Origin of the sequence: Ensifer sp. LC384, assembly GCF_001695865.1 — a bacterium.
GTDB lineage: Bacteria > Pseudomonadota > Alphaproteobacteria > Rhizobiales > Rhizobiaceae > Ensifer.
Window position 1 is genome coordinate 170,220 of sequence record NZ_MBST01000056.1, and the last position, 24,716, is coordinate 194,935.

Annotated in this window: 27 protein-coding genes, 1 tRNA gene and 1 pseudogene; 12 read left to right on the forward strand and 17 right to left on the reverse strand. The window is 63.0% G+C overall.

Annotation, left to right across the window (positions count from 1 at the left end; translation table 11 throughout):
* Positions 1-861, forward strand: coding sequence for an endonuclease/exonuclease/phosphatase family protein (locus tag BC363_RS28395; protein ID WP_065780609.1), 861 nt, complete (start codon positions 1-3; stop codon positions 859-861).
* A 101-nt stretch (positions 862-962) separates the two neighbouring features.
* On the opposite strand, the gene BC363_RS28400 is transcribed toward BC363_RS28395, so the two are convergent.
* The 4 genes from BC363_RS28400 to rplU all read right to left on the reverse strand — a co-directional run bounded on the left by BC363_RS28400 (position 963) and on the right by rplU (position 2,982).
* Complete coding sequence (locus BC363_RS28400) at positions 963-1,547, reverse strand: GNAT family N-acetyltransferase (RefSeq protein ID WP_065780612.1); 585 nt, start codon at positions 1,545-1,547, stop codon at positions 963-965.
* Positions 1,544-2,176, reverse strand: coding sequence for a GNAT family protein (locus BC363_RS28405; RefSeq protein ID WP_065780613.1), 633 nt, complete (start codon positions 2,174-2,176; stop codon positions 1,544-1,546). The genes BC363_RS28400 and BC363_RS28405 overlap by 4 nt, the downstream gene beginning before the upstream one ends.
* 131 nt (positions 2,177-2,307) lie before the next feature.
* Complete coding sequence (rpmA, locus tag BC363_RS28410; protein ID WP_034802646.1) at positions 2,308-2,577, reverse strand: 50S ribosomal protein L27; 270 nt, start codon at positions 2,575-2,577, stop codon at positions 2,308-2,310.
* A 33-nt stretch (positions 2,578-2,610) separates the two neighbouring features.
* Positions 2,611-2,982 carry a 50S ribosomal protein L21 gene (gene rplU / locus BC363_RS28415; protein WP_025425118.1) on the reverse strand — a complete coding sequence of 124 codons (372 nt, stop codon included), beginning with the start codon at positions 2,980-2,982 and terminating at the stop codon, positions 2,611-2,613.
* Positions 2,983-3,283: 301 nt separating this feature from the next.
* On the opposite strand from rplU, the gene BC363_RS28420 reads away from it, so the two are divergent.
* A tRNA-Ser gene (locus BC363_RS28420) sits at positions 3,284-3,373 on the forward strand.
* A 135-nt stretch (positions 3,374-3,508) separates the two neighbouring features.
* Here the strand turns inward: BC363_RS28420 and BC363_RS28425 are convergent.
* The 3 genes from BC363_RS28425 to BC363_RS28435 all read right to left on the reverse strand — a co-directional run bounded on the left by BC363_RS28425 (position 3,509) and on the right by BC363_RS28435 (position 6,014).
* Positions 3,509-4,006 carry a hypothetical protein gene (locus tag BC363_RS28425; RefSeq protein ID WP_065780615.1) on the reverse strand — a complete coding sequence of 166 codons (498 nt, stop codon included), beginning with the start codon at positions 4,004-4,006 and terminating at the stop codon, positions 3,509-3,511.
* A gap of 88 nt (positions 4,007-4,094) precedes the next feature.
* Positions 4,095-5,201 carry a DUF937 domain-containing protein gene (locus BC363_RS28430; protein ID WP_065780617.1) on the reverse strand — a complete coding sequence of 369 codons (1,107 nt, stop codon included), beginning with the start codon at positions 5,199-5,201 and terminating at the stop codon, positions 4,095-4,097.
* A 300-nt stretch (positions 5,202-5,501) separates the two neighbouring features.
* The gene (locus BC363_RS28435) at positions 5,502-6,014 is read right to left on the reverse strand and encodes a hypothetical protein (protein WP_065780619.1); all 513 of its coding nucleotides are present in this window, start codon (positions 6,012-6,014) and stop codon (positions 5,502-5,504) included.
* A gap of 266 nt (positions 6,015-6,280) precedes the next feature.
* On the opposite strand from BC363_RS28435, the gene BC363_RS35640 reads away from it, so the two are divergent.
* Positions 6,281-6,442, forward strand: a complete 162-nt coding sequence (locus tag BC363_RS35640; RefSeq protein ID WP_167590803.1) for a hypothetical protein — start codon at positions 6,281-6,283, stop codon at positions 6,440-6,442.
* Positions 6,443-6,633: 191 nt separating this feature from the next.
* Here the strand turns inward: BC363_RS35640 and BC363_RS28440 are convergent, their stop codons facing one another.
* Together BC363_RS28440 and BC363_RS36410 are read right to left on the reverse strand one after the other, a co-directional pair.
* Positions 6,634-7,941: an amidase gene (locus tag BC363_RS28440; RefSeq protein WP_065780821.1), complete on the reverse strand. Its 1,308-nt coding sequence runs from the start codon at positions 7,939-7,941 to the stop codon at positions 6,634-6,636.
* A gap of 167 nt (positions 7,942-8,108) precedes the next feature.
* Positions 8,109-8,248: pseudogene (locus BC363_RS36410) on the reverse strand (SAM-dependent methyltransferase); the annotation flags it as partial.
* A gap of 376 nt (positions 8,249-8,624) precedes the next feature.
* Between BC363_RS36410 and BC363_RS28445 the strand changes: the two are divergent.
* The 4 genes from BC363_RS28445 (at position 8,625) to ppa (ending at position 13,652) form a co-directional block, all read left to right on the forward strand.
* Positions 8,625-10,187, forward strand: a complete 1,563-nt coding sequence (locus BC363_RS28445; RefSeq protein WP_065780621.1) for an alkaline phosphatase — start codon at positions 8,625-8,627, stop codon at positions 10,185-10,187.
* 201 nt (positions 10,188-10,388) lie between these two features.
* On the forward strand, positions 10,389-12,215 hold the full coding sequence (gene typA, locus BC363_RS28450) for a translational GTPase TypA (RefSeq protein ID WP_065780623.1): 1,827 nt from the start codon (positions 10,389-10,391) through the stop codon (positions 12,213-12,215).
* 207 nt (positions 12,216-12,422) lie between these two features.
* Positions 12,423-12,929: a GNAT family N-acetyltransferase gene (locus tag BC363_RS28455; RefSeq protein ID WP_065780625.1), complete on the forward strand. Its 507-nt coding sequence runs from the start codon at positions 12,423-12,425 to the stop codon at positions 12,927-12,929.
* 186 nt (positions 12,930-13,115) lie between these two features.
* The gene (gene ppa, locus BC363_RS28460; RefSeq protein WP_025425109.1) at positions 13,116-13,652 is read left to right on the forward strand and encodes an inorganic diphosphatase; all 537 of its coding nucleotides are present in this window, start codon (positions 13,116-13,118) and stop codon (positions 13,650-13,652) included.
* 109 nt (positions 13,653-13,761) lie between these two features.
* On the opposite strand, the gene BC363_RS28465 is transcribed toward ppa, so the two are convergent.
* On the reverse strand, positions 13,762-14,079 hold the full coding sequence (locus BC363_RS28465) for a DUF167 domain-containing protein (RefSeq protein WP_065780627.1): 318 nt from the start codon (positions 14,077-14,079) through the stop codon (positions 13,762-13,764).
* A gap of 4 nt (positions 14,080-14,083) precedes the next feature.
* Complete coding sequence (locus BC363_RS28470; RefSeq protein WP_139109914.1) at positions 14,084-14,377, reverse strand: YggT family protein; 294 nt, start codon at positions 14,375-14,377, stop codon at positions 14,084-14,086.
* 133 nt (positions 14,378-14,510) lie between these two features.
* Here BC363_RS28470 and BC363_RS28475 point away from each other — a divergent pair, with 133 nt between their 5' ends.
* Positions 14,511-15,752 carry an MFS transporter gene (locus tag BC363_RS28475; protein ID WP_065780630.1) on the forward strand — a complete coding sequence of 414 codons (1,242 nt, stop codon included), beginning with the start codon at positions 14,511-14,513 and terminating at the stop codon, positions 15,750-15,752.
* 67 nt (positions 15,753-15,819) lie between these two features.
* Here BC363_RS28475 and BC363_RS28480 read toward each other — a convergent pair whose 3' ends face one another.
* From BC363_RS28480 to hemC, 6 genes are all read right to left on the reverse strand, one after another.
* Positions 15,820-16,548 (reverse strand): glutamine amidotransferase, encoded by a 729-nt coding sequence (locus tag BC363_RS28480; protein WP_065780634.1) that lies wholly within the window; start codon positions 16,546-16,548, stop codon positions 15,820-15,822.
* Position 16,549: 1 nt separating this feature from the next.
* Positions 16,550-17,032 carry a TerB family tellurite resistance protein gene (locus BC363_RS28485; protein ID WP_065780643.1) on the reverse strand — a complete coding sequence of 161 codons (483 nt, stop codon included), beginning with the start codon at positions 17,030-17,032 and terminating at the stop codon, positions 16,550-16,552.
* 26 nt (positions 17,033-17,058) lie between these two features.
* Entirely contained in the window at positions 17,059-18,705 is a 1,647-nt protein-coding gene (locus tag BC363_RS28490) for a heme biosynthesis protein HemY (protein WP_065780646.1), read from the reverse strand.
* Between the two features lie 11 nt (positions 18,706-18,716).
* Entirely contained in the window at positions 18,717-19,955 is a 1,239-nt protein-coding gene (locus BC363_RS28495) for a COG4223 family protein (RefSeq protein WP_065780649.1), read from the reverse strand.
* Positions 19,956-20,057: 102 nt separating this feature from the next.
* A complete protein-coding gene (locus BC363_RS28500) occupies positions 20,058-20,768 on the reverse strand; it encodes a uroporphyrinogen-III synthase (RefSeq protein ID WP_065780652.1) in 711 nt (236 codons plus the stop codon).
* Positions 20,769-20,771: 3 nt separating this feature from the next.
* Complete coding sequence (hemC, locus tag BC363_RS28505; protein ID WP_065780655.1) at positions 20,772-21,701, reverse strand: hydroxymethylbilane synthase; 930 nt, start codon at positions 21,699-21,701, stop codon at positions 20,772-20,774.
* Between the two features lie 74 nt (positions 21,702-21,775).
* On the opposite strand from hemC, the gene tsaD reads away from it, so the two are divergent.
* From tsaD to BC363_RS28525, 4 genes are all read left to right on the forward strand, one after another.
* Positions 21,776-22,870 (forward strand): tRNA (adenosine(37)-N6)-threonylcarbamoyltransferase complex transferase subunit TsaD, encoded by a 1,095-nt coding sequence (gene tsaD / locus BC363_RS28510; protein WP_065780658.1) that lies wholly within the window; start codon positions 21,776-21,778, stop codon positions 22,868-22,870.
* 10 nt (positions 22,871-22,880) lie between these two features.
* Positions 22,881-23,870: an NAD(P)H-dependent glycerol-3-phosphate dehydrogenase gene (locus BC363_RS28515; RefSeq protein WP_065780663.1), complete on the forward strand. Its 990-nt coding sequence runs from the start codon at positions 22,881-22,883 to the stop codon at positions 23,868-23,870.
* 78 nt (positions 23,871-23,948) lie between these two features.
* Complete coding sequence (locus BC363_RS28520; RefSeq protein ID WP_065780666.1) at positions 23,949-24,242, forward strand: YciI-like protein; 294 nt, start codon at positions 23,949-23,951, stop codon at positions 24,240-24,242.
* Positions 24,243-24,248: 6 nt separating this feature from the next.
* Positions 24,249-24,680 carry an EVE domain-containing protein gene (locus BC363_RS28525; protein WP_065780668.1) on the forward strand — a complete coding sequence of 144 codons (432 nt, stop codon included), beginning with the start codon at positions 24,249-24,251 and terminating at the stop codon, positions 24,678-24,680.
* Positions 24,681-24,716: the final 36 nt, after the last annotated feature.

A 24,716-nucleotide genomic window follows, 5' to 3' on the forward strand; every position in this document is an offset into this window, starting at 1 on the left:
GTGCGGTTTGCCAGCTACAACATCCAATACGGCATCGGTCTTGACGGTCAGTTTGACCTCGAGCGCATCGCGGCAACGCTCGACGGCGCCGACGTCATCGCGCTGCAGGAAGTGACGCGCGGTTTTCACCGCAATGGCCACGTCGATCTGGTTGCCCGTTTCGAGGCGCATTTCCCCGGTCATTTCGTTGCCTTCCACGCGCCTTGCGACATCGATATCGGCTCGACGGTCGAAGACGGGCGCGCCGTCAGCCGGCGCTTCCAGTTCGGCAACATGATCCTGTCGCGCTGGCCGATCCTGTCGGCCCGGATGATTTCTCTTCCCCGCACCCGGACCATCAGCCCGATGAACCTGCAGCGCGGTGCGACGGAGGCACTGATCGCCACTCCGGACGGGCCGCTGCGCGTCTATTCCGTGCATCTCGACCATGTGCTTCCCGCCGAGCGCATCGCCCAGATCCGATTTCTCAAGGAGCGGCTGCTCGGCTATCCGCTCGAAGGCGGCGGCATCACCGGTGCTGCGGATTTCGGCTTTGCCGAGCCGCCGCATCCGGAGGATTTCGTCGTCATGGGCGATTTCAACATGGAGCCGGAAACGCCTGAATATTGCGAGATGACCGGCTCCCGCGACGCCTATTATGGACGCTCGCTGAGGCTTGAAAACCCGGTCGATGCGCTCGCCCATCTCGGTCGGCTGACGCCGGAAAGCTATAGCTGGGTTCATCCCGACGATCCTCAAAGGCGCATGCATCTCGACTATTGCTTCATCAGCGCCGGCCTGGTGCCGCGTCTGAACGACGCCTGGACCGACTATGACGCCAAGGGGTCCGATCATCTTCCGATCGGCTTCGAACTCGAATGACAAAAGCCCCCCCCCCCCGCGAAGGCATGCTTCGCGGGGGGAGTTTCTTTTTCAACCATGTCTTTATCGCAAAACCGCTTCACGCTTTTGCGAGACCTGCTTCAGTGCGGCCGACGCAAATCCGCCGCGGTCAACCGCGTTTCGATATGCGCGACCATGGCATTGCGGGCGAGCGCATAGATCTGGCTGCATCCGGTGATCTGGAAGCCGAGCTTTTCCTGGACCTTGAGCGATCCCGGATTGTCCGCGAAGACGCCGGAATGCAAGGTCGTTTCCGGCATCCGCCGGAAGAAGCGCTCGATCGCGGCATAGGCGGCTTCGCTTGCCAGGCCCTTGCTCCAGTAGAACCGGTTCAGCCAGTAACCGACATGCCATTGCCCGTGCCTGAGCTCGATGCCGATGCAGCCGATATGCACGTCGTCGCCGGTGGTGATCGCCAGCGTCCAGTCGGGGGTCAGCCCCGAGGTCTGGCTCGCCAGCCAATCGAGCGCGTCCTGCTGATCGTAGGGAGCGGGCACGCGCGAAAGCATGCGCGCCACCTGGAAATCGCCGAGCGACTGGGCGATCGCCTCGGCATCGCTGCGTCGATGGGGTCGCAGCACCAGACGCCTGGTCTCGATGACCGGGCAGGGCCCGGGGCCGGGTTGGACGACGGTGCGCAACCGTTCGGAAGCAAGCGCGTTCATCGCATGCCTCCCCAGCTTCTCAGCGAAACCCAGGTCTTGCGGTCGAGCCGGTACCATTCGACGGCGATCGATCCGCCGAGCGCCAGGCTGCCGACCATGCCGCTGCCCTGGAACTGGAAGCCGCACTTCTGGATGACCCGGCGTGATGCCAGGTTCATGACCCGGCAGCGCGCATCGATCTGGTCGATGTCGCGGGTGCGGAAGGCCATGTCGGTCAGGGCCTGGGCAGCCTCGGTGGCATAACCCTGGTTCCAATAGGGTTCGCCCAGCCAGTAGCCGAGTTCTGCCGTCTTGCCATCGGGATGCGGCTCGATACCGCAGCAACCGAGGAATGCGCCATTATCCGCTTTCGTAATCGCGTAGACGCACTTGCCAATCGTGCCGGCTTTGGCGCGTCGCACGAAATCGGCGGCATCGGCCGTCGTATACGGGTGCGGCATGCGCGAAACCATGGTGGCGACATTGGCATTGTTGGCAAGATGGGCAAGGGCGTCGATATCGTCTTCATGGGGGGCACGCAGGACGAGCCGGGGTGACAACAATATCGGGCAATCGGTCCTTGACCGTTGGGGCCTCAGCCTTTGTTCGGGAGACCGTGATTGGTCTTCCCTCAGTAGCTCGGTTTGCATGGTTCGTCCTCCAGAAACGAAAAAAAGGGGAGTTGGGTATTGCCCCATCTCCCCTTTTTAGGTCTGGCTTGGAACCGTTAGGTGCGTCAGCCGGGTCGATGAGACGCCGGCTGTTTTAGAGCGCTACCGGCTTATTCCGCTGCTTCCGCTTTCGGCATTACAGACACGTACACGCGGCCATTGGCCTTCGTACGGAAGTCCACGTTACCTGCCGTAAGCGCAAAAATCGTATGGTCCTTGCCGAGGCCGACATTGGCGCCCGGATGCCACTTGGTGCCGCGCTGACGCACGATGATGTTGCCGGCGATGACGTTCTCGCCGCCGAACTTCTTCACGCCAAGGCGCTTGGACTCAGAATCGCGACCGTTGCGCGACGAACCGCCAGCTTTTTTGTGTGCCATTGGTGTTCTCCTTTAAACCTTCGATCCCAAAACTCAGTTTGCAGCTTCAGCGGCGGCTTCAGACTTCTTGGAAGCCTTCTTTGCCTTGCCACCGGCAGCAGCGATGTCCAGGATGCGGACGGTCGTCTGGTGCTGGCGGTGACCGCGCGAGCGCTTGGAGTTCTGGCGGCGACGCTTCTTGAAGGCGATGACCTTCTTGGCGCGGCCCTGTTCAACGACTTCGGCGCTAACAACGGCACCTTCGACAAACGGAGCGCCGATGGTTGCATCGGCGCCGACGCCGACCATCAGGATCTCGGTGAATTCAATCTTGTCGCCTGCAACGCCTTCCAGCTTTTCGATGGTTACGACGTCGTTGGCTGCCACGCGGTACTGCTTACCGCCGGTCTTGATGACTGCGAACATTCTTTATCCTTTCATGTTCGGGCCGGCTCTTTGCCCGTGGGCAAGGCCGTCTTTTTGTCAGTCGACATTTTGAGCAGAATTCCGGGATCATTCCCGAGGCCCTGCCGGTGAATGGGCGCAAATCACACCCGCTGCGGTGAGGGCAAGCCACACCACTTCATTGCGCGAATTACGGGAAACGCTGCCGTCTGTCAAGAAGAAGGCATTCGCCTCATTGGATATTCTTCAACGAGGCACTTGCCAGCACCCGAATCTGCCGCTATGAACCCGACCGCGCCGAACAAGCGCCGACCGACTATGCGGAGAGGTGGCAGAGTGGTCGAATGCACCGCACTCGAAATGCGGCATACCTGCAAGGGTATCGTGGGTTCAAATCCCACCCTCTCCGCCATTGGCTCTTTATTGCCTCGATAGTTGCAATCACATTGCAGTTCGTCAAACAGACCAAAGACGGCGTTGCGAATTTCGCAAGGACGGCGATGGCCCGATTGACGGTGTGTCTTGTTCCAGCGGTGCGGCCGCTGCGCTAAGCGACTTTCAACGCCGCCGATATTTCCGACAGGGTTGCCTTCTCCGCCTCGCTCACCGCGACCCCGCCGAAACCCATGAAGCCACCTTCCTTGGCGGCTTCCGCGACACGCTGGCTGATCTGGTAAAGCCATGCGGTAAAGGCGCCGGCGTCGGTCGGCGCCTTGGTCTCGACGACCGTTCGGGCCTGCTGCAGTGTTTCGATGCATCTGGCCTTCATGTCCTCAGGCTTGGCGCCCTTGAGCTTTGCCTGCAGGCCGTCGCGTGCGGCTGCACGCCCTTCCGAGGTTTCGAAGTCGCCGACGAGCGCTTTGACAAGCGGATTTGCAGTGGCGTCGGTTTTTGCCTGCAGCAGCGCGCTGCTGTTGGCGAGGCCCTCCTTGAGCATGCCCCACAGGCCGCTCGGCTCCGCCGCGGTCACGGCAATGCCGGCCATCATCACGCTCTCCAGAAGCAACGTCCATTCTTCCGGGGTGAATGTCGATTTGTCAGCCATGGCCGACCCTCCTTCGTTCGATTTCTTGACCAAGACAGGTATTGCCGATCCCCCGAGGGGCGCCGGCTGCCAGCGATTGCTCGCAACGTCAGGAAGACAGGGCCGTCAGCTTCGTCTTCAACGCATCGATCGTGGGTTTCAGGATTTCGGAAACGCCGGGGATGGCCAAAGCCTTGTCGAACAACCCATTGAGCGTCGACATCATCGGTGTGATCAGGGCGGTGAGTGCTGCCTTTTGCCCGGCTGATAATTGCCCGGCGACACCGCTGACCTTGTCGAGCTGGCTCGCGACGTCTTCCAGCTTCGGCAGGGCTGCCGTGGCGGAGGCGGCATCGGTAATGCCGGTCAGTGTCGTCTGCAGGCTGGCCATGCTGTCCTTGATCTGCTGGCCGATATCAAGCCCGCCAACCGTCAAGCTCTGTTCTGGCGTGCCGGCCTGCGGCGCGACCTGTTCGCTTTGTCTACCGAACAGGTAGAAAAGCACGCCTGCAAGCACGAGGGCGGCAATCACCCAATAGAGCCAATTGCGCGATGAGGTAGGAACGGTGGCTGCGGCTGCGCGTTGGCCGGCACCGCCGACCGTGGAGGCCGTCGCCGCAGCGCTGCGGGCGGCTTGGCTGGCGGAGGCTGCAGCGGCTTGCGCCGAAGCGCCGAGCGAGCCGAGCAGGCCCGTGCCGGCAAGCAGGTCCCTGACGCCGGACGGCAATGCGGCGGCGATGTTGTCCTTCTGACTGGCGAGCAATCCGGCGATGCCGTTGGCGCTCAGGTCTCCACCGCTTTGCCGGGCAAGACCGCCCATGACAAGTGGAGTAAGCGTTGCAAGCAGCGAGCCGCTCGCCCTTTGATCCATGCCGGAAACCCCGCCTATGGCACTTGCCAGCGCACTGCCGTCCTTGGCTCCAAACAGCGATGAGATGATCTGTGACCCGTTCTGGGCAAGCGATGGCTGGTCGCCGCCCGCCAGCATTCCCATGAGATTGTCGAGCGATCCGCTCTGTTGCTTGGCAGTGTCGGCGATCCTTTGGGCGCCGCCCGGTTGCGCGGCGATGCCGGCCAGTCCCGCCAGGACTGCGGGGACTGCTGCGCCGACAGCGCTCTGCACCTTGCCGCTATCGAGGCCCAGTGCCGAAGCGATGCGTGCGATCATGTCAGGGGTAAGCATCTGCGCGATGTAGGAAACAAGATTGCTGGCCATTGGCTTTTCCTCCACGTTGATGTCGTCGAAAAACGACTCTGCTCGTCGAGCGGGGCTCGACGGCGCGGCAATTGGCTGCAAGCAATTCGCGTTATCTGATTATCGACTGCGAGATTTGTTCGCCAGGAACCCTAGGCGCCAAAATATTAGCACCTGTGGATGTATTGCGCCAGTCTTGGCAACCTTTGGAAACAATGGTGCCGGGTTGGCTGCAGCCGGGAACGGAAAGGCAATGGCCGACCCAGCCAGGAACGCCGTCGTGCACCGATGCCTGAACAAGGCGACAGAGCGATGCTTCAGTCAGTCTTCATGCGTGCGTAGCCACGCCTCCAGTCCGGCAATCACCGCAAGTCTCAGGCTTGCATTCTTGGCAAGCGCACGGGCGAGAGACTGCCCATCGGACGAGAAGCCCATTTCGAGCATGACATCGCCAGGTTTCAGCCGGCGCTTGACCATGACCGCCCTGATGCGGGTAATTGTGGAAGGAAGCAGGTAGCGGCCGCTGGCAATGGCAGTGCCTGCAGGCAAGGGCTCGGGAGAGAGGGCTGTGGCGGACGATGGTGCCGAGGCGATGGGCAGCGCGCCCGTTATCGTCAACCAGGTCAGAAAACCGTCGCGCTCGCCGGGCGTTGCCTTCGCCCACGAATTCTTGAGTTTTTCGAGGCGGGTTCGCTGCGGCTTCAGGCCGGCGATGACCAGAGCCTTGCGCAGGGAGGAGATCCTGCCGGCGAGCACATCGCCGTAGACGTCCGGGAACTCCGCCTTCAATCGCTGCTCATAATGGGCGTTATCGCGTTTCGGCTTCTTCGACATTTTCAGTTCCGACGTTCATCTCCCACGTCCTCTAACCTGCCGAGCGGGCAAGGGCGAGCAAAAAGGCGAGGACGCCGCGCTGTGCATATCGGGCCACCTGTTTCGAGAGGGCGAGGCCCGAACGAAGCGGAAAGTGGCCGGGATGCGGGAGACCACGCCGCGACAAGAGTGTCATGTGCGGTTTGTCCGTCAAGCTTTGCGCAAGTCGGCCTTTATACCATCGCGCCAAGAGCCGGGATGTGACGCGGCGAACAAAGGACGATGATATGTCAAACGATGTCGAGCACTATGCCGATCCGCAGGATAAGGCCGTTGCCCTCTTCCTCATGAACAACGACGGTGAAGAGCTGACCAATGTGCTGGTGGCAGCACTCGAGGATGCGTTCCGCATTCTTCGCGACGAAATTTCCGGCGAAACGATGCATTGAGGCGGGTCAGCGAAGCCCCCGTTCGCCACGAAGGCGTACTCATGTGCTTTGCCGGTGGAAACGGGCCGCAACGCCGTTCGATTCGCCAGCCACATTTCATGGCCATACGACATGGGCGCCCCGATGCGGAGCGCTCGAGACGGTTCAGATTTTGGGGCTGCACCGATCGAACTTGGGTGTGGTCTGCCGCCTCAGTTGTCCCGCAACAGCGCCTCCACCGATGCGGCAACCGCCAACAGCGTTTTGTCCATTCCGTTTCTCCCCACCAACATGAGGCCCGCGGGGCGCGTCTGTCCCGGCATCGGCAGGGTGATGGCGGTCAGGTCGAACTGATTGGCGACCTGGCAGTTGCGCAGCAGCAGACCCTCGACACGATCGTACTCCGCCTCATCCGCCTCCACGGAAACGATAGGGACTGCGGCGATCGGCGTCGTCGGCAAGACGATAAGGTCGTAGGCGGAGAGCCGTGCGTCCATGTCGCCGACCAAGCCTGCTCTCGTCTCCAGCAGCGCATCGAGTGCAGTCTGCGGCGTCAGCATGCGACGCCGGAGCGTCGATGAAACCCTGACGTCCACCGGCGCATCCTGGTCCGAAAGCCAGTCGGCATGCAGACGGCTTGCCTCGAGGCCGGCGATCGAACCGATAGCGGTCGCCTCCCTCAAGCGGTCGATCAGATCGTCGATGGTGCAATCGACAAGGACGGCGCCGGCAGCAGTGAGGCGGTCGAGACTGGCTGAAAAGGCTGCGGCAATCTCGGCAGAGAGCTCGGCTAGAAGCTGGCCGCGTGGCACCCCGATGCGCAGGCCGGCAACCGGGCGTGGCGCCAGTGTCGTTGCCGGCTCGCCAGCCAAAACCGCATCGGCAAGCGCGCAGTCGCTGACCGTGTGGGCGAGCGGGCCGATCGAATCGAGGCTCGGCGCAAGCGCAAAGGCGCCGTCGAGGGGCACGCGACGGGCGGTCGGCTTGAAGCCGACAAGGCCGTTCAGCGCCGCCGGGATGCGCACGGAACCGCCGGTGTCGGAGCCGATGGCGATGTCGCAGGTGCCTTCGGCCGCCGACACCGCCGCGCCCGAGGACGAGCCGCCGGGGATCAGGCTCTCATCCGTGGCATTGCCGGGCACCGGATAATGGGGATTGAGGCCGACCGCGGTGAAGGCGAATTCGGTCATATGGGTCTTGCCGACGATCACGGCGCCGGCGGCGCGCAATCTCTTGACGACGACGGCGTCCTGTTCCGGCACGGCCGCCGTGCGCTTGATGATCGAGCCGGCGAGCGTTGGTTCTCCGGCAACGTCGAAAAGATCCTTGATCGAAACGATCTTGCCGTCGAGCGGTCCCAGCGTGGCGCCGATCTGCCGGCGGCGATCGGCAGCATCGGCCTCGATACGGGCACTCTCGGCGTAGAGCCTGACATAGGCCTTCTCGTTGTCCCGGCGGGCATCGAGCCGGCTCAGGATCTGTTCGAGGTGATCACGCGCGGGAGTGTTCGATTGGGACACGTTGAGGGACCTGCCGATATCTGACGTCGCCGGGCGGCGAGATGAAGCGTTTCGTCCGTCGCCGGGCGCGAAGGTCGCTGTCGGCAAAGACGGCAATCTTCATAGCAGGGCTATCGGCAAATGCCATCAGGTCGGATCCGGTGCGCACCTCGGTGCAACATGGCCATTCAGACGGGTTTATGTGCGCAGAGAATGAAGCGGCGATAGGCGAGGTGCGCAGGCAGTTTCGCAGGTTTGCGGTTTTTCGCTGTGCGGCGGCGATCGGTTGGTGGGGCGTCTGCTCGATGGTCTCGAAGCCGGCAGCCTGTTCCCTATTAATCCCCGTCGGAGTCATCCTTCGGGGAACCGTCGCCGCTACCCTTACTGCATAATTCCTTAAATCGGGATCGATTTAAGGAATTATGCAGTAACTCAAAGTGTTACAGCGACCTTTGCGCGTCTAAATAGACGCGCGGCGCTGTAGTGTCCCGGTCGGCCCGGCGTCAAGCCGACAGGTTGCGGAAACAGCACTGCTGCGATCGCGCGGGGCGGCTTACCGTAAAGCGTGCGAAGGCGCTCTATTCACCGAACTGTCGCGAAACCGTTCAAATAGTTTCACGCCGCTGTTAAGTCGCTGACATGCGAATAACCAAAGGTCCGGCACGCGAAATCCCGCTTTCGCAGGGCTCGAACCGGAGGCTTGTTTGGCCGAAATCCTCACCACGCTGTCCCGCCGTTCCTTCCTTCTGTCTGCCGGCGCCGCCGGCCTTGTCGCGTCCTCCGGCCTTGCAACGCCGTTTTATGCCCGCGGCCACGGTCGGCCGGAATTCATCCATGGCGTGCAGTCGGGCGATGTCGACACAAGTTCCGGCATGGTGTGGACGCGGGTCGACAGGCCGTCGCGGGTGACGCTCGACTATTCGACGACCGAGAGCTTTTCCAATCCGGTTCGCCTTGCCGATCTTACCGCGACGCCGCAGACGGATTGTGCGGTGAAATGTTCGCTTGAGGATCTGCTGCCCGATCAGGACATCTTCTATCGCTTCACCGCGGCCGATCTTTACGACGTCAATCGGGTGTCGGAACCGGTGATCGGCCGGTTTCGCACCGCGCCCTTGCGCAGGCGCTCGGTCCGCTTCGTCTGGTCCGGCGACACGGCCGGCCAGGGCTGGGGCATCGACGATGTCGGCATGAAGACCTATTCCACCATGCGCCTGCATGAGCCGGACTTCTTCATCCATTCCGGCGACACGATCTACGCCGACAATCCCATTCCCGACGAGATCACATTGCGCGACGGCGGCATCTGGAAGAACCGGGTGGTGACGCATGAGAAGCGCGACGTGGCGCGCACGCTCGAGGAGTATCGCGGCCAATGGAAGTACAATCTGCTCGATGAGCATGTCCGTGACCTCAATGCCGTCTGTCCGACCTTCTATCAATGGGATGACCACGAAGTTCTGAACAACTGGTCGGCCTCGACGGACCTGAGCGACGATCCGCGCTATCCGGAAAAAAATGTCGCGGTCTACGCCGCGCGCGCGGCGCGGGCGTTCAATGAGATGACGCCGATCCGCACGCCGCCGACGCAGCCCGGCCGCATCTTCCGCAAGATCGCTTACGGCCCGCTGCTTGATGTCTTCTTCGTCGATCTCAGATCCTATCGCGGTCCCAACCAGGGAGAGGGGGATAACGGCCTGTTCGGCTGGCGACAGGCGGACTGGCTGAAGCGGGAGCTGGCGTCTTCGCGCGCCGTCTGGAAGGTGATCGCCTGCGACATGCCGATCGGTCTCGTCGTCTGGGACGATTATGCCAACAGGCGCGGCTCCGATGCCATCGCCGATGGCGACAACGGCCCGCCGACCGGGCGCGAGACGGAATTTGCCGACCTGCTCCGCTTCATCAGGGACAATGCCATCGACAACCTCGTCTGGCTGACGGCGGACGTGCATTACACGGCGGCGCACCACTACGATCCGTCGCGGGCGGCTTTCAAGGATTTCCTGCCGTTCTGGGAGTTCGTTTCCGGTCCCTTGCATTCCGGCACCTATGGTCCGAAGGAGCTGGACATGACCTTCGGCCCGGACGTGCGCTTCATCAAGGCGTCGGGCGGAGGCGTCGACAGCAACCTGCCGCCTTCTGCCGGCCTGCAGTTCTTCGGCATCGTCGATATCAACGGACAGACGAAGCAGATGACCGTGCGGCTGATGGATCGGCAGGACCAGGAACTGTGGCGGGTGACGCTCGATCCGGCGGCGATCGCATGAGCATTCTGGCCGTGGCCGATACCTTTCCAGAGCTAGCTGGCGGGACCCTTCCCGGTTGCAAACCCATGGCCTGTCGGGGCTTTGGCGTCGGGCTCTTGCGCGCGCCCCCCTTTCGCAATCGCAAAAAAACCTGTATGAGCGCGACCATTGAAAAAGCGGCGTGGCCCATTGGGGCGTGCCCTAAACCTTCCGAGACGAAAAATGAGCATTCGTAACATCGCGATTATCGCGCACGTCGACCATGGGAAAACGACCCTCGTCGACGAGCTTCTGAAGCAGTCGGGCTCGTTCCGCGAAAACCAGCGCGTTGCCGAACGCGTCATGGACTCCAACGACATCGAAAAAGAGCGCGGCATCACCATTCTTGCCAAGGCGACGTCGGTCGAGTGGAAGGGAACGCGCATCAACATCGTCGACACCCCCGGCCACGCCGACTTCGGCGGCGAAGTCGAGCGCATCCTGTCGATGGTGGACGGCGCCATTGTTCTCGTCGATGCCTCCGAAGGCCCGATGCCGCAGACGAAGTTCGTCGTCGGCAAGGCGCTGAAGGTCGGCCTGAAGCCGATCGTCGCGATCAACAAGATCGACCGTCCGGACGGCCGCCACGAAGAAGTCATCAACGAGGTCTTCGACCTTTTTGCAAACCTCGACGCCAGCGATGAGCAGCTCGACTTCCCGATCCTCTACGGTTCGGGCCGTGACGGCTGGATGAACGTTGCGCCTGAAGGTCCGAAGGACCAGGGCATGGCGCCGCTTCTCGACCTCGTGCTCAAGCATGTTCCCGAGCCGACGGTTGCCGAAGGCCCGTTCCGCATGATCGGCACGATCCTCGAAGCCAACCCCTTCCTCGGCCGCATCATCACCGGCCGCGTTCATTCCGGCTCGGTCAAGCCGAACCAGGCCGTCAAGGTCCTCGGCCAGGACGGCAAGCTGCTCGAAACCGGCCGTATCTCGAAGATCCTCGCCTTCCGCGGCATCGAGCGTCAGCCGATCGAAGAAGCGCAAGCAGGTGATATCGTCGCCATCGCCGGCCTGACCAAGGGCACCGTCGCCGACACCTTCTGCGACCCGTCGGTCTCCGAAGCGCTGACCGCACAGCCGATCGACCCGCCGACCGTCACCATGTCCTTCATCGTCAACGACAGCCCGCTTGCCGGCACCGAAGGCGACAAGGTGACGAGCCGCGTCATCCGCGACCGTCTGTTCAAGGAAGCCGAAGGCAACGTTGCGCTGAAGATCGAGGAATCCTCCGAGAAGGATTCGTTCTTCGTGTCGGGCCGTGGCGAATTGCAGCTCGCGGTTCTGATCGAAACCATGCGCCGCGAAGGCTTCGAACTGGCCGTCTCGCGTCCGCGCGTCGTCATGCACAAGGATGACAACGGCCAGCTGCTCGAGCCGATCGAAGAAGTGGTCATCGACGTTGACGAGGAGCATTCCGGCGTCGTCGTTCAGAAGATGTCCGAACGCAAGGCCGAGATGGTCGAGCTTCGTCCTTCCGGCGGCAATCGCGTCCGTCTGGTGTTCTTCGCTCCGACCCGCGGCCTGATCGGCTACCAGTCGGAACTGCTGACGGATACGCGCGGCACGGCGGTCATGAACCGTCTGTTCCACGCCTACCAGCCGTACAAGGGCGAGATCGGTGGCCGCGTCAACGGCGTGCTGCTTTCCAACGACGCCGGCGAGTCGGTCGCCTATGCCATGTTCAACCTGGAAGACCGCGGCCCGATGATCATCGATGCCGGCGAGAAGGTCTATGCCGGCATGATCATCGGCATCCACACGCGCGACAACGATCTCGAAGTCAACGTGTTGAAGGGCAAGAAGCTCACCAACATGCGCGCTTCCGGCAAGGACGAAGCCGTCAAGCTGACGCCGCCGATCCGCATGACGCTCGAGCGCGCACTGTCCTGGATCCAGGACGACGAGCTCGTCGAAGTGACGCCGAAGTCGATCCGGTTGCGCAAGCTTTACCTCGACTCGAACGACCGCAAGCGCTTCGAGAAGTCGCGTACGGCCGGCGCCGCTTAAACGTCAGCCGACAAAAGCAGGCAGTTTGCGAAACCCCGGAGCAATCCGGGGTTTTTTGCTGTGTGTGCCAGCAGGGGGCGGCTTGCGGATAAAGTTAAAAAGGCGTTAACCTTCCATAGGATGCCGTTAAAGTTGCCTGTGGGTTAACGCGACGCGGCTCCCGGGCGGGATTCCTGTTCGCCCTGTGTGTGTTTAGAGTCGTGAGTCATGAAGACTGTTTCGATCGAGGTCAGGCCTGGAGAACCGCAAGAGGCGGCGGCGATTGCCGACGTGCATCGCGTTTCATGGCTGCAGGCCTATGGCGGCATCATTCCGCACCGCCCCCTGATCCAGATGGTCAATCGTCGAGACGAGGTCTGGTGGCGCAAGGCGACGCGGGGTCCGGCGACGTTGCTGGTCGTCGACGTGGCGGGAACGATTGCCGGCTATGCGACGCTTGGCCTTAGCCGCGCCAAGGCGCTGCCGCAGGAAGGCGAAATCTACGAGATCTACCTGCGTCCGGAATATCAGGGCGTCGGCCTGGGGCGGGTTCTCTTCGGCGAAGCCAAGAGCCTGCTGCGGTCGCTCGGCTGCAGGGGGCTGGTCGTCTGGTGCCTCGAAGACAGCGATCACGCCTATCATTTCTTCCAGGGCGCCGGCGGCAGCGATATCGCCGAAGGCATGGAAGATTTCGGCGACAAGCACCTCAAGAAGGTCGGCTTTGCCTGGAACTGACGCCTGCTGCCATCCAGGTCTTCTCTGGTTGTTGCGGTAGCCGCAGCCAGCCTTCCCGAAATCACTCCATTCGGCAACGACAAAAACGCCCGGTTGAATCTGTGCTGCGGACGAAAGTTATATTGCATCGCGGCATGTTTCCCTTTATCCGACGGGCAAACTTCCAAACTGACCCTGGAGTAGTCCATGCGCATTGACGCGATTTCCATCGGAAAGAATCCACCAGAAGATGTCAACGTGATCGTTGAGGTTCCCGTTGGCGGCCATCCCATCAAGTACGAGATGGACAAGGAAGCCGGCACGCTGGTCGTCGACCGTTTCCTCTACACGCCGATGACCTATCCGGGGAACTACGGCTTCGTGCCGCACACGCTTTCCGACGATGGCGATCCGATCGACGTTCTGATCTGCAACACCCGTCCGCTCGTTCCGGGCTGCGTCATCAATGTCCGCCCGATCGGCGTGATGATGATGGAGGACAACTCCGGCCAGGACGAAAAGATCATCGCGGTTCCGTCGGGTCACCTGACGCAGCGCTACGACAAGGTGCATGAGTACACCGACCTGCCGGAAATCACGCTCAAGCAGATCGAGCACTTCTTCGAGCACTACAAGGATCTGGAGCCCGGCAAGTGGGTGAAGATTTTCGGCTGGAAGGATGCCTCCGTCGCCAAGCAGCTGATCAAGGAAGCTGTCGAGCGCGCCAAGGGCGAAAAGAAGTAAGTACTGCATAATTCCTGAAATCGAGATCGATTTAAGGATAAAATTATGCAGCAACTTTAAGGTGTTACAGCGTCCTTTGCGCGTCATGTTTGACGCGCGGCGCTGTAGCTTAATCGCCGATCAGCTCGGCAAGCCGTTTCAAAACATCCTCCGGGTCGGCGTCGATCCGGAGGATTTTTTTGCGCTGCGTTTCGCCCGAGATAAAAGAAATGCGGTTCTTGGCGACGCCGATCTCTTTCGAGAGCACGGCAATCAGGGCCTGGTTGGCCTTGCCCTTTTCCGGAATGGCGCGCACGCGGACCTTGAGATGGTCCTGTCCGTCGGCGCCACTCTCCACCCCATCGATCCCGTCGCGTCCGCCGTTCGGTGTCAGTCGAACGGTGACGCGCACGTGATCGCCGTGGGCGGTGAACGCTTGGCTCGTCAATGGATCAGCGCAACAGCGCCGACGCGATCGTCGTGTTCAGGAACAGCTGGATGAAATAGAGGATCACCAGTACGACCAGCGGCGAAAGATCGACGCCACCCATGTTGGGCAGGACCCGGCGGATCGGACGATAGAGCGGCTCGGTCAGCTGGTAGAGCGAGCGGCCGATCATGTTGATCGCCTGGTTGTTCACGTTGATGACGTTGAACGCGTAGAGCCAGGAAAAGATGGCTGACGCGATGATCAGAAACCACGCGATGTTGATAATAAAGTTCAAGGTGCCGATGACAGCAATCATGCCGGTCTCCAAATCGTTATTGACAGACATGTAGACATTGAGACCTAAACGAGCAAGTACGCCGATTTGCCGTGCGCGATCATGTTTAACACGGATCGGACAAAGATCGGTACCATCGAGGAGCGTCTCCCCAATGTCGGCCGTTCATGTCACCCACCGTTTCGGCGCCTTCCGGCATGTCGGTTATCGTCGTTATTTCTTCTCGCGCTTCCTTGCCTACTTCGCCATCCAGATCATCTCCGTTGCTGTCGGTTGGCAGATCTACGACCTGACGCGCGATCCGTTCGATCTCGGGCTTATCGGGCTCTTCCAATTCCTGCCGTCCCTGGTGCTGATCCTGGTCACCGGATCGGTTGCCGATCGCTACAACCGGCGCATGATCATGGGCATCTGCATGGTAATCAGCACGCTTTGCGCCGTGGCGCTGCTCATGCTGACGGTCATGGGCCTTTTCTCGCCCTGGCCGGTCTATGCCATCCTGATCGTCTTCGGCATCGAGCGCGCGTTTCTGGCGCCCGCCTCGCAGTCGCTGGCACCCAATCTGGTCCCGCCCGAAGACCTGCCCAATGCGATCGCCTGGAATTCGACATCGTGGCAGACGGCGATGATCGTCGGTCCGGTCGCAGGCGGCCTGATCTATGGCTTCGGCCCCGTCGCGCCCTATGCCGTCGGCGTCTGCTTCTTTGCCGCTGCGGCGCTGATGGTGTTTGCCATTCCGAAGCCGGCGGCGCGCTCCAAAGCGTCGGCACAGAGCTGGGAGACAATCACCGCCGGTTTCCGCTATATCAAGGCGGAGAAGGTGGTGCTGGGTGCGATCTCGCTCGATCTCTTCGCCGTGCTGCTCGGCGGCGCCGTCGCGCTGATGCCGGTCTTTGCCCGCGATATCCTTGATCTTGGCCCATGGGGTCTCGGCTTGCTGCGCGCCGCCCCCGGCGTTGGCGCCGTCGGCATGGCGGTGTGGCTGGCCGCCCACCCCATCCGTCACCGCGCCGGTTTCTACATGTTCACCGGCGTTGCTCTCTTCGGCCTCGGCACCGTCGTCTTCGGTCTGTCGGCAACGCCGTGGGTATCGATCGCAGCACTCGTCGTCATGGGCGCTGCCGACATGATCTCGGTCTATGTGCGCGAGATCCTGATCACGCTGTGGACGCCGGACGAGCTTCGCGGTCGCGTCAATGCGGTCAACATGGTGTTCGTCGGCGCCTCCAATGAGCTTGGCGAATTCCGGGCAGGCATGATGGCCTCCGGCTTCGGCGCGGTCTTTGCTGTTGCTTTCGGCGGCGCGGGCACGCTTCTGGTGTCGGCGCTCTGGGCGCTCGGCTTCCCGCAGTTGCGCAAGATCGACACGCTCGACGTGCCAAAGCACCACCGCTAAAACCCTTCCAGGAAAGCTGCGGTTTTCAGCCAGAAAATGCGCAGGTTCTCCCGGCCGAGGCTTGCCGTCAGGCCGTCTTCCTGTCGCCGGCGTGCAGAAAGATGAGATCGAGGAAATTCTCCATCCAGGTGCGCAACGGCGCATCGTGCTGCATGCGACCGTCGAGATGGGCCTTGCCCATCTGGGCGCCAGGCAGCTCGAAGCGGTGCGCGCCGTGCACGACCCAGCGATGCATCATGGCGCGCGTCAGTTCGCCGTGAAACTGGATGCCCCAGGCATTGTCGCCATAGCGGAAGGCCTGGTTCGGATAGGTTTCGCCGGTCGCCAGCAGTTCGGCTCCAGCCGGCAGATCGAAACCCTCGCGATGGAAATGGTAGACCATGGCCGGCCAGTCCATCAGCGCCCGGCCGGCTTCGGTGGCCACCAGCGGATACCAGCCGATTTCCGTCATACCTTCATGATGCGGCGCAACCTTGCCGCCGAGATTGCGCGCCAGCATCTGTGCGCCGAGGCAGATGCCGAGATAGGGCTTGTTTTCGCTCAGCGGCACCGACAGCCAGTCGATCTCGCGACGGACGAAATCCTCCTCGTCATTGGCGCTCATCGGGCCGCCGAAGATGATCGTGCCGCCGTGGTGTTCGAGCGTCGAAGGCAGCTCGTCGCCAAGCGCCGGACGACGGATGTCGAGGGGAAAACCCTTCTGCGTGAGGATCTGGCCGACACGGCCGGCGCTCGATCGCTCCTGGTGCAGGACGATGAGGATGGGTTTCCTGTCGATCTCGGCGGGTATCGGCATTTCAGCTTTCCTGTTGCGGTTCGCTTTCTTCCGCCGCATCGATCCTTGCCGCGACCTCCCGTCGCTTCAAGACCCGGTCCCGTCCGGACACGCCGAGAAGATCGGCGATCCGCCAGATCACATGGTCTTCCATCTCGCTGCGCTCGCCGTCGGCGTAGACGATTTCCCAGAGCATGCCGATCAATTCGATGCGCTGCTCCTCGGAAAGGTGCCGCTTCACTTCGGCGGTGAACTGATAGAAGTCGATCGCCTCGCTCTCGGCGGATTTACCGGCTTCGACCAGCGCGCCGAGTGCCGCATCGTCGAGTGCATAATGCTGCTTGATGATCGTGCGCATCTTGCGCTGCTCGGAGGCGAGGATCTTGCCGTCCGCCTCCATTACCTGAATGCAGAGTGCGATGACCGCCACGCGCGGGTCACCCCTCTCGATCCGCGTCGTCGGGCCGGTCAGGCCCTCGAGAAACGTCCGGAACCGTTCAAACATGTTTTCGCCCACAGCCCCTCAAAAACTCAGAACAATCGGAAACTGGTCTTTTCCGGCATTTTTTCGCCGGCAGCCGGTTCCCGCACGCCAGGATCGTCCGGAGGACGGCCGAAGAACGGGTCGGCGACCTGCTCGCCATTGGACGCACCTTCCTTCTCGCGTGTCTTCTCGACGATCGGGGCCGGCTTCCTGGCCTCCACCACCTTGATCGGCTCCGCGCGCTCCCGCGGCGTTTCGGGCGCTGCTTCGATGATCACCGGCGTATCGACAACCTGTTTCGTCGGTGCCGGACCGTGGGCTACGGGATGGTGCTCGGCCACCACTGGCGGCAGGCTGCGGATGGCTTCATCGGCGCTCAGATGGCCATCCTCGACCTGTGCGGCAAGCTGCAGGGCCGGTGCTTTCCATTCGAAGGCGTCGAGCCGCCCGCTGACGGGCGAGACCGGCAGCCAGGTGGGCGAGGTCACGCCGTCGGCGGTCCAGGCGGGATCGCGCGGGCTCTTCAGGGCCTGGGCCATCCAGTGGCGGATGCGGCCCTCGTCACCGGTGTCGGCCTCTTCGATGTCGGCGAGCAGCAGAAAGATGCTCTCGGTCGGCTCCAGCCGGGCTGCCGCCTCTGCCTTGGTACGGGCAAGCAGAAGCTCGCGCGCCTCGAGTGCGGCCTCGGCGACGGCTGCCATGGCGACAGCATTGTTTGGACGCAGCGATTCGAGCTTTCTCGCGCGCTTCAGCCGGTCGACCGCCGTGTCGCCGCCGCGCGCCCGCACGTAGAGGCGGGCGACATCGGGATGCGGCTCGTGCTTCCACGCCTTTTCGAGGATCGACGCTCCCTTGCGCAGATTATCCTCGCGAAACAGCGCCTTTGCCGCGACGAGGGCGGCAGGCACCAGGTGTTCGTCAAGCTTGAGCGCGGCAAGCGCATCGTCGCGGGCAGCCTTGGCATCGCCGTCAAGGCGGCTCATGGCGCGGGCGGTCAGAAGCACGGCCTTCTTGCGGTCGGCCTCCTTGCGTTCAAGCACATGGGCTGTCCGGCTTTGGTCAAGCAGGCGCAGCGCGTCGTCCCATTGTCCGGCCTGGCTCTGGCTGTCGAGCGTCGCAAGCGTCGCCCAGGGCAGGTGCGGCGCCTTTTCGGCCGCCCGCTCGGCATATTGGCGCGCTGCCTCGTGCGCGCCGAGGCGCTTGGCTTCGAGATAGAGACCGCGCAGGCCGAGCTCGCGCGTCTCCGGATCGTCGGCCATCAGTTCGAACTTCTTGCGCGCGTCGTCGTACTTGCCCTCGATCAGGAAGGTCTGGGCTTCGAGCAGGTGGATCAACGGTTCCTGGTCGGCGCTGATCAGGCCGCGGGTGCGGGCCGTCATCTTGCGTGCCTGATTGGCGTCGCCGGCGCCGGCAGCGATCAGGCCGGTCGATAGCGCCTGATAGCCCCTGTCGCGCTTTCGGGCGCGGAAATAGCGGGTGACGGTGTGCGGCGACAGCCAGATTGTGCGTACCAGCCAGATGGCGATCAGCACGGCTGCAATCAGCGAGATCAGCAGCGATGCCGCGCGCATCAGGCTCATTTCGATGAGCTGCCCCTGCCAGACGAGCGAGAGTTCGCCCGGCCGATCCGCGAGCCACGCAAAGCCGAGGCCAAGGCAAAGGACGATCAGGATGAAGATCAAAATGCGGATCATGTCTGTCTTCCTCAGCCCTGGGTGCCGGACTTGTCCATCGTCGCCGCGACGGCAGCATCGATGATGCCTTCGACCCGGAGACGCTGGTCGAGCTTGGCCTTGAACGCTTCGCCGGCGGTTTTGGCCGCTGCCGGAAGACCGTCCCATTCCAATGCGGCCCCCTTGAGGTCGCCGTTGTTCAGCTTGTCCTCGATGCGGGCGACGACGGCCTCCGGCGTGTCGCCTTCGACGCTGCCGACGGGGCGCACGCGGATGCCCGACATGGCGCTGGACACGAGGCGGTCGAAGATGCCCTCGTTCGGGTCCGGCTGATCAAGCGCGTCGAGCATTGTTCCCGATACCGTTGCAAAGTCCCGGCGAAGGTCCGTCCGCGTTGCCACGCCTGTCGTTGCATCCTGGGCGAGGCCGGTCACCGCGGCCTCATCAGGGGCAATGCTGCGGAGCGCATCGAGCTCAGCCAGGAACGGCCCGCCGCGATCGATCGCGGTCTTGAGCGCGGTGACGGCGACGGCCTTGGCGACCTGGATATCGTTGGCAGGCTCGTTGAGTTTCTGTTCGGCGGAATCGATGCGGCTTGTCAGTTCGGCCCTGGCCGCCGTTGCCGATTGCCGCGCTTCGGCAAGGCCTGATTTCAGCGCGGCGATCTCCTTGGTCAGGTTCGACACTTCGGCTTGGAGCGCTGTCACCTCGGCGGTTGCCGCTCCGCCGGCCCCCGGTTGTGCAGTTGTCTGCTCCAGTGCGGCGAGGCGGTTCTCAAGCGGTGCGATGTCGACGGTTGCTGTTGGCACCTGCATGCCGGCCACCTGATCGCGCAGGGCCTGGATTTCGCTCGAAAGCGTCATGTCCGTGGTCGATGCGCCGCGGTCGGGGCCGAGCGGGGGGATATAGCCGGCATATTGCAGCACGCCGAAGCCGAGCAGCGTGACCAGGCCGCCGAGGATGCCGGCCGCCAATGAGCCGGCATTGGACGGCGGCTTTTGCACGGCGGTTGCCTCAGGCTCGCGGCTGATATGCGGCGGCTCCTCGGTGAAGGCGGCTGCTGCCGCATCGGCGCGCTGCTCCTCGATTTCCTCTTCGAGCCGGGCTTCCGCTGCGCCATCGGTCTCGGAGACTTCGGTAGGTTCATCGGCGGTTGCCGCGCGGCCGGCCGTTGCTTCGGCGTCTTCCGTCACGGCTTTTTCCGCTTCAAGGTCGATCGTCAGCGGCTCTTTCTCGGCTTTCGAGCGGCGCGGCGGGTTTTCCGATACCATGGTGACCTCTTACCGTTGTTGCCTGTCGGTTCTGGCAACAAACCTAGTCAGGCTGGCCGGTGAGGGAAAGCCCCCTTGCTTCCGTTTTTGATCGAAATAGCATTAGAGAAGCCTGAAAAGGCTTTCTTCGTCGGGTCTTGAGGCGACCTCGACCGGTGTCCCGTCCGGCAGGGCTCCGGCAACGGCGGCGCTGAGGCAGAGGTAGCGCGGCGAGAAGGCGGCGGCCTTAAGGCCGGCTTCGACAAGAAGCGCGGCGAAGCGTCGCGCGGTGTCATGGGAATAGAGCAACACAGCCTCCGGCTGGCCGGCGGACAGCAGGCGCGCCAAAGCCTCGGGCGGGTGCGCGATCGGCTGCATGCGGTAGCATTCAACAGTGACGTGCTCGACTTGAAGCCGCCGCAGCGTGGCTTCAAGTCCGTCGGAGCGGGGCGATCCGGCGAGATAGAGCAGGGGTGTTTCAGATGCAGCAGGGGTTGCCGCGATCAGGTCCGCGAGGCTCTTGCCCGTTCCGGCTCCCGTGTGGACCGAGGTGAAGCCGAGGTCGCGTGCCGCACGGGCCGTCGCCTCGCCGACGCAGAAGCAGGGTTCCGTCTTATGCGCCTCCAGTTCAGCGCCAAGTTCGGCGAGCACCCGAACGGCTTCGGCGCTGGTGAGGGCGATCGCGGTATGCGGCTTTTCGAGCGCTCTTCGCGCCGCCTCAGGCAAATGTTCTGCTCGTGCCAACGGCAGCAGCAGCGGCCGATGACCCATGGCCTCCAGCCGGCTGACCGTCGCCTCGGCGGCGGGCTGCGGCCGGGTCACGAGCAGCCGCATGGTTCAGGTCCAGCTCGCGAAGAAGCCGGGTCCCGCCTGCGCGCGGATGTCTTCGCCGGCCTTTTGCCCAAGGGCTTCGGCATCGGTAGCCTTGCCTTCGACAGCGATGCGGTGATGGGTGCGACCATCAGGCGTCAGGATCATGCCGGAGAAACGCAGATGGGTGCCGTCGGAGATCGCCAGACCGGCGATCGGGGTGCGACAGGAGCCGTCGAGCGTCGCGAGGAAGCCACGTTCGCAGGCGACCGCCTCATGGGTTCGTGCATCGTCGATCGCGGCGAGCAGGTCGTTGACGCGTTTGTCGGCCATCCTGCTCTCGATACAGATCGCGCCCTGGGCCGGTGCCGGCGGAAACTCTTCCGGATCAAGCAGCTCGGTCGGCACGTCGGTCATGCCGAGCCGCTTCAGGCCGGCATAGGCAAGCAGCGTCGCATCGACCTGGCCCTCGGCGAGCTTGCGCAGCCGCGTCTCGACCTGGCCGCGATAGGTGATGACGTTGATGTCTGGCCGCAGCCGGCGGATCAGCGCCTGGCGGCGCAACGACGACGAGCCGACGGTCGCGCCTTGCGGCAATTCCATCAGCCTCGGTGCGGTGCGGCCGACGAAGGCGTCACGGATGTCTTCACGCGGCAGGAAGGCCGAAAGAAACAGGCCGTCGGGAAGTCTGGTCGGCATGTCTTTCGACGAATGCACGGCGAAATCGAGTTCGCCTGACAGCAACTGCTGTTCGATTTCCTCGGTGAACAGGCCCTTGCCGCCGATCTCGGCGAGCGACCGATCGGTGATGCGATCGCCCTTGGTGGAAAGGATGACGATCTCGAACATTTCCAGCGACAGACCATGCACTGCCGCGAGGCGATCACGCGTTTCATGGGCTTGGGCGAGCGCCAGCGGGCTGCCGCGCGTGCCGATCCGGAAAGGTTTTGTTTGCATCAAAGGCTATCCATTGTTACCGGAGTTCCGTGTACCCACCTTTCGGTGCCACCGCAATCTTTGAGTAGTTCCTGATGTCCCCGCCCTTGCGCATCCTCGGCATAGAAACAAGCTGCGATGAAACCGCCGCTTCCGTCGTGCTGCGCGACGAAAACGGCAGAGGAAGCATCCTCGGCGATGTCGTTCTCAGCCAGCTGGAAGAGCATAGCGCCTATGGCGGCGTCGTTCCAGAAATTGCCGCGCGCGCCCATGTTGAGGCGCTCGATGCCCTGATCGAGGAGGCGCTGCTGCGCGCCGGCGTGACGCTCCAGGACATCGACGCGATTGCTGCGACAAGTGGTCCCGGTCTGATCGGCGGCCTGATCGTCGGGCTGATGACCGGCAAGGCGATCGCCCGGGCGACCGGCAAGCCGCTCTACGCCGTCAACCATCTCGAAGGCCATGCACTGACCGCGCGGCTGACCGACGGCCTTTCCTTTCCCTATCTGATGCTGCTCGTTTCCGGCGGCCACACGCAGCTGATCCTGGTCAAGGGCGTCGGCGACTACGAGCGCTGGGGCACGACGATCGACGACGCGCTCGGCGAGGCCTTCGACAAGACGGCGAAGTTGCTCGGCCTTCCCTATCCGGGCGGGCCGGCGGTCGAGCGGGCGGCGGTGAGCGGTAATCCCGGGCGTTTCGATTTTCCCCGCCCGCTGGTCGGCGACGCCAGGCTCGATTTCTCGTTCTCGGGGCTGAAGACCGCGGTCCGCCAGGCGGCGCAATCGCTGGAGCCGGTGACGGAGCAGGACATCGCCGACATCTGCGCCTCCTTCCAGCGTGCGATCTCGCGCACGCTGAAGGATCGGATCGGGCGCGGATTGAAGCGGTTCAAGGCGGATCACGCGTCGGTGGAAAAACCGGCGCTGGTCGTTGCCGGCGGGGTAGCCGCCAATCAGGTGCTGCGCGCGACGCTCCAGGAACTCTGCGACAAGAACGGCTTCGATTTCATCGCACCGCCATTGCAACTGTGTACCGACAATGCCGCGATGATCGCCTGGGCGGGTGCCGAACGGTTTGCCGCCGGTTTGCCGGCCGACGGTCTCGATGTCGCGCCGCGGTCGCGCTGGCCGCTCGACCAACAGGCGCAAACCTTGCTCGGTTCGGGCAAGCGTGGCGCCAAGGCATGATGGACAGGATATGAACGCCAACCCGAAGATCGTGGTGGTCGGTGCGGGTGCCTTCGGCACGGCACTTGCCGCCGTCGCCGCATCGGCCAACGGCAGCGATGTGACCCTTCTCGCCCGGCGCGAGGAGATTGCGGATGAATGTCGGCGAACCGGTCGCAACGAGCGGGCGCTTCCGGGCATCGACCTGCCGGCGGGGCTCAAGCACAGCGCGGATGCCGCGGTGCTCGGCGATGCCGAGATCGTGCTGTTCGTGATGCCCTCGCAGGCCCACAGGGAGGCCGCGCGGCAATATGGCCCGTCGATCAATGCCGCGGCGACGATCGTTACCTGCGCCAAGGGCATGGAGCAGGCGACGGGCCGTCTGCTGACCGATGTGCTGGCGGAAGAACTGCCGGGCCACGGCATCGGCGTGCTCTCCGGCCCCGGCTTCGCGGCCGACATCGCCAAGGGGCTGCCGACGGCGATGGTGGTCGCTGCCGCCGACAATGACACGGCGACGCTGCTCGCCGAGGCTCTGTCCGGCCCGACCTTCCGTCTCTATCCTTCAGAAGATCGCATCGGCGTGCAGCTTGGCGGCGCGTTGAAGAACGTGCTTGCCATTGCCTGCGGCATCGTCGAGGGCGCGGGTCTGGGCGATAGCGCCCGGGCGGCGCTGATCTCGCGTGGTCTTGCGGAAATGTCTCGTTTTGTCGTCGCCGAAGGTGGCGATGCCGATACCGTTCGCGGCCTCTCGGGGCTCGGCGATCTCGTGCTGACGGCGACAAGCCATCAGTCGCGCAACCTGCGCTTCGGCATTGCGCTCGGCAAGGATGGCCGCGCCAGCGGACGCCAGGGCGAACTTGTCGAGGGTGCTTTTGCCGCCTCGGTCGCCGCCCGCGTCGCGTGCGATCTCGGCGTCGAGATGCCGATCACGGAAGCGGTTGCCGCCATCATCGACGGCAGGCTCGATGTGCGCACGGCCCTTGAACAATTGATGTCCCGTCCGATCACCCAGGAATGAACTGGTCGGCGGGATGAGGAAAAGTGCTAAGCGGTTTTCCGCCCGCATCCCGCGCCAAACGAAAACTCAGGAGGAAGCATGCTCTTCGCACTTCAATGCACCGACAAAACAGGCGCGCTGCAACTTCGGCTCGACACGCGCCCGGATCATGTCGCCTATCTCAACGATCTCAATGCCAAGGGCATTCTGAAAATGGCCGGCCCCTTCCTCGGCGACGACGGCAAGCCGACCGGCAGCCTGGTCATCGTCAAGGCGGAGACGATCGACGATGCGCGCGCCATCGCCGAAGCCGATCCCTATGCCAAGGCTGGCCTGTTCTCCAACGTCGAAATCAAGGCCTTCAACTGGGTCTTCAACAACCCGGAGGCTTGAAGCGCGATGGCGTTCTGGCTTTACAAATCCGAACCCTTCAAGTGGTCCTGGCAGATGCAGAAGGACGTTGGCGCGAAGGGCGCCGAATGGACCGGCGTTCGCAACTACCTCGCACGCAACAACATGCGGGCGATGCAGATCGGCGACAAGGGCTTCTTCTACCACTCGAACGAAGGGCTCGAAATCGTCGGCATCACCGAAGTGTGCGCGCTGTCGCATCCGGATTCGACCGCCGAGGGTGATGCCCGCTGGGACTGCGTTGATATTCGCGCCGTTTGCGACGTGCCGCGGCCGGTGACGCTGAAGGAGATCAAGGATAACCCGAAGCTCGCCAACATGGCCCTGGTCACCAGCATGCGCCTGTCTGTCCAGCCGGTCACCGAAGACGAGTGGATCGAGGTCTGCTGCATGGCCGGGTTCGACAATCCGCCACGGTAGCTTTGTTTTCCGCGTGATTTATCCGAAAATCGGTTC

Excerpts from the sequence above, each read along its gene's own strand:
- BC363_RS28425 (WP_065780615.1), bottom strand. The coding sequence starts at position 4,006 with ATGGCTGACAAATCGACATTCACCCCGGAAGAATGGACGTTGCTTCTG.
- BC363_RS28490 (WP_065780646.1), bottom strand. The coding sequence starts at position 18,705 with ATGATCCGCATTTTGATCTTCATCCTGATCGTCCTTTGCCTTGGCCTC.
- BC363_RS28405 (WP_065780613.1), bottom strand. The coding sequence starts at position 2,176 with ATGCAAACCGAGCTACTGAGGGAAGACCAATCACGGTCTCCCGAACAA.
- BC363_RS28485 (WP_065780643.1), bottom strand. The coding sequence starts at position 17,032 with ATGTTTGAACGGTTCCGGACGTTTCTCGAGGGCCTGACCGGCCCGACG.
- BC363_RS28480 (WP_065780634.1), bottom strand. The coding sequence starts at position 16,548 with ATGCCGATACCCGCCGAGATCGACAGGAAACCCATCCTCATCGTCCTG.
- BC363_RS28475 (WP_065780630.1), top strand. The coding sequence starts at position 14,511 with ATGTCGGCCGTTCATGTCACCCACCGTTTCGGCGCCTTCCGGCATGTC.
- ppa (WP_025425109.1), top strand. The coding sequence starts at position 13,116 with ATGCGCATTGACGCGATTTCCATCGGAAAGAATCCACCAGAAGATGTC.
- BC363_RS28400 (WP_065780612.1), bottom strand. The coding sequence starts at position 1,547 with ATGAACGCGCTTGCTTCCGAACGGTTGCGCACCGTCGTCCAACCCGGC.
- BC363_RS28500 (WP_065780652.1), bottom strand. The coding sequence starts at position 20,768 with ATGCGGCTGCTCGTGACCCGGCCGCAGCCCGCCGCCGAGGCGACGGTC.
- typA (WP_065780623.1), top strand. The coding sequence starts at position 10,389 with ATGAGCATTCGTAACATCGCGATTATCGCGCACGTCGACCATGGGAAA.
- BC363_RS28525 (WP_065780668.1), top strand. The coding sequence starts at position 24,249 with ATGGCGTTCTGGCTTTACAAATCCGAACCCTTCAAGTGGTCCTGGCAG.
- BC363_RS28455 (WP_065780625.1), top strand. The coding sequence starts at position 12,423 with ATGAAGACTGTTTCGATCGAGGTCAGGCCTGGAGAACCGCAAGAGGCG.
- rpmA (WP_034802646.1), bottom strand. The coding sequence starts at position 2,577 with ATGGCACACAAAAAAGCTGGCGGTTCGTCGCGCAACGGTCGCGATTCT.
- BC363_RS28430 (WP_065780617.1), bottom strand. The coding sequence starts at position 5,201 with ATGGCCAGCAATCTTGTTTCCTACATCGCGCAGATGCTTACCCCTGAC.
- BC363_RS35640 (WP_167590803.1), top strand. The coding sequence starts at position 6,281 with ATGTCAAACGATGTCGAGCACTATGCCGATCCGCAGGATAAGGCCGTT.
- BC363_RS28495 (WP_065780649.1), bottom strand. The coding sequence starts at position 19,955 with ATGGTATCGGAAAACCCGCCGCGCCGCTCGAAAGCCGAGAAAGAGCCG.
- BC363_RS28435 (WP_065780619.1), bottom strand. The coding sequence starts at position 6,014 with ATGTCGAAGAAGCCGAAACGCGATAACGCCCATTATGAGCAGCGATTG.
- hemC (WP_065780655.1), bottom strand. The coding sequence starts at position 21,701 with ATGCAAACAAAACCTTTCCGGATCGGCACGCGCGGCAGCCCGCTGGCG.
- BC363_RS28520 (WP_065780666.1), top strand. The coding sequence starts at position 23,949 with ATGCTCTTCGCACTTCAATGCACCGACAAAACAGGCGCGCTGCAACTT.
- rplU (WP_025425118.1), bottom strand. The coding sequence starts at position 2,982 with ATGTTCGCAGTCATCAAGACCGGCGGTAAGCAGTACCGCGTGGCAGCC.
- tsaD (WP_065780658.1), top strand. The coding sequence starts at position 21,776 with ATGTCCCCGCCCTTGCGCATCCTCGGCATAGAAACAAGCTGCGATGAA.
- BC363_RS28515 (WP_065780663.1), top strand. The coding sequence starts at position 22,881 with ATGAACGCCAACCCGAAGATCGTGGTGGTCGGTGCGGGTGCCTTCGGC.
- BC363_RS28470 (WP_139109914.1), bottom strand. The coding sequence starts at position 14,377 with ATGATTGCTGTCATCGGCACCTTGAACTTTATTATCAACATCGCGTGG.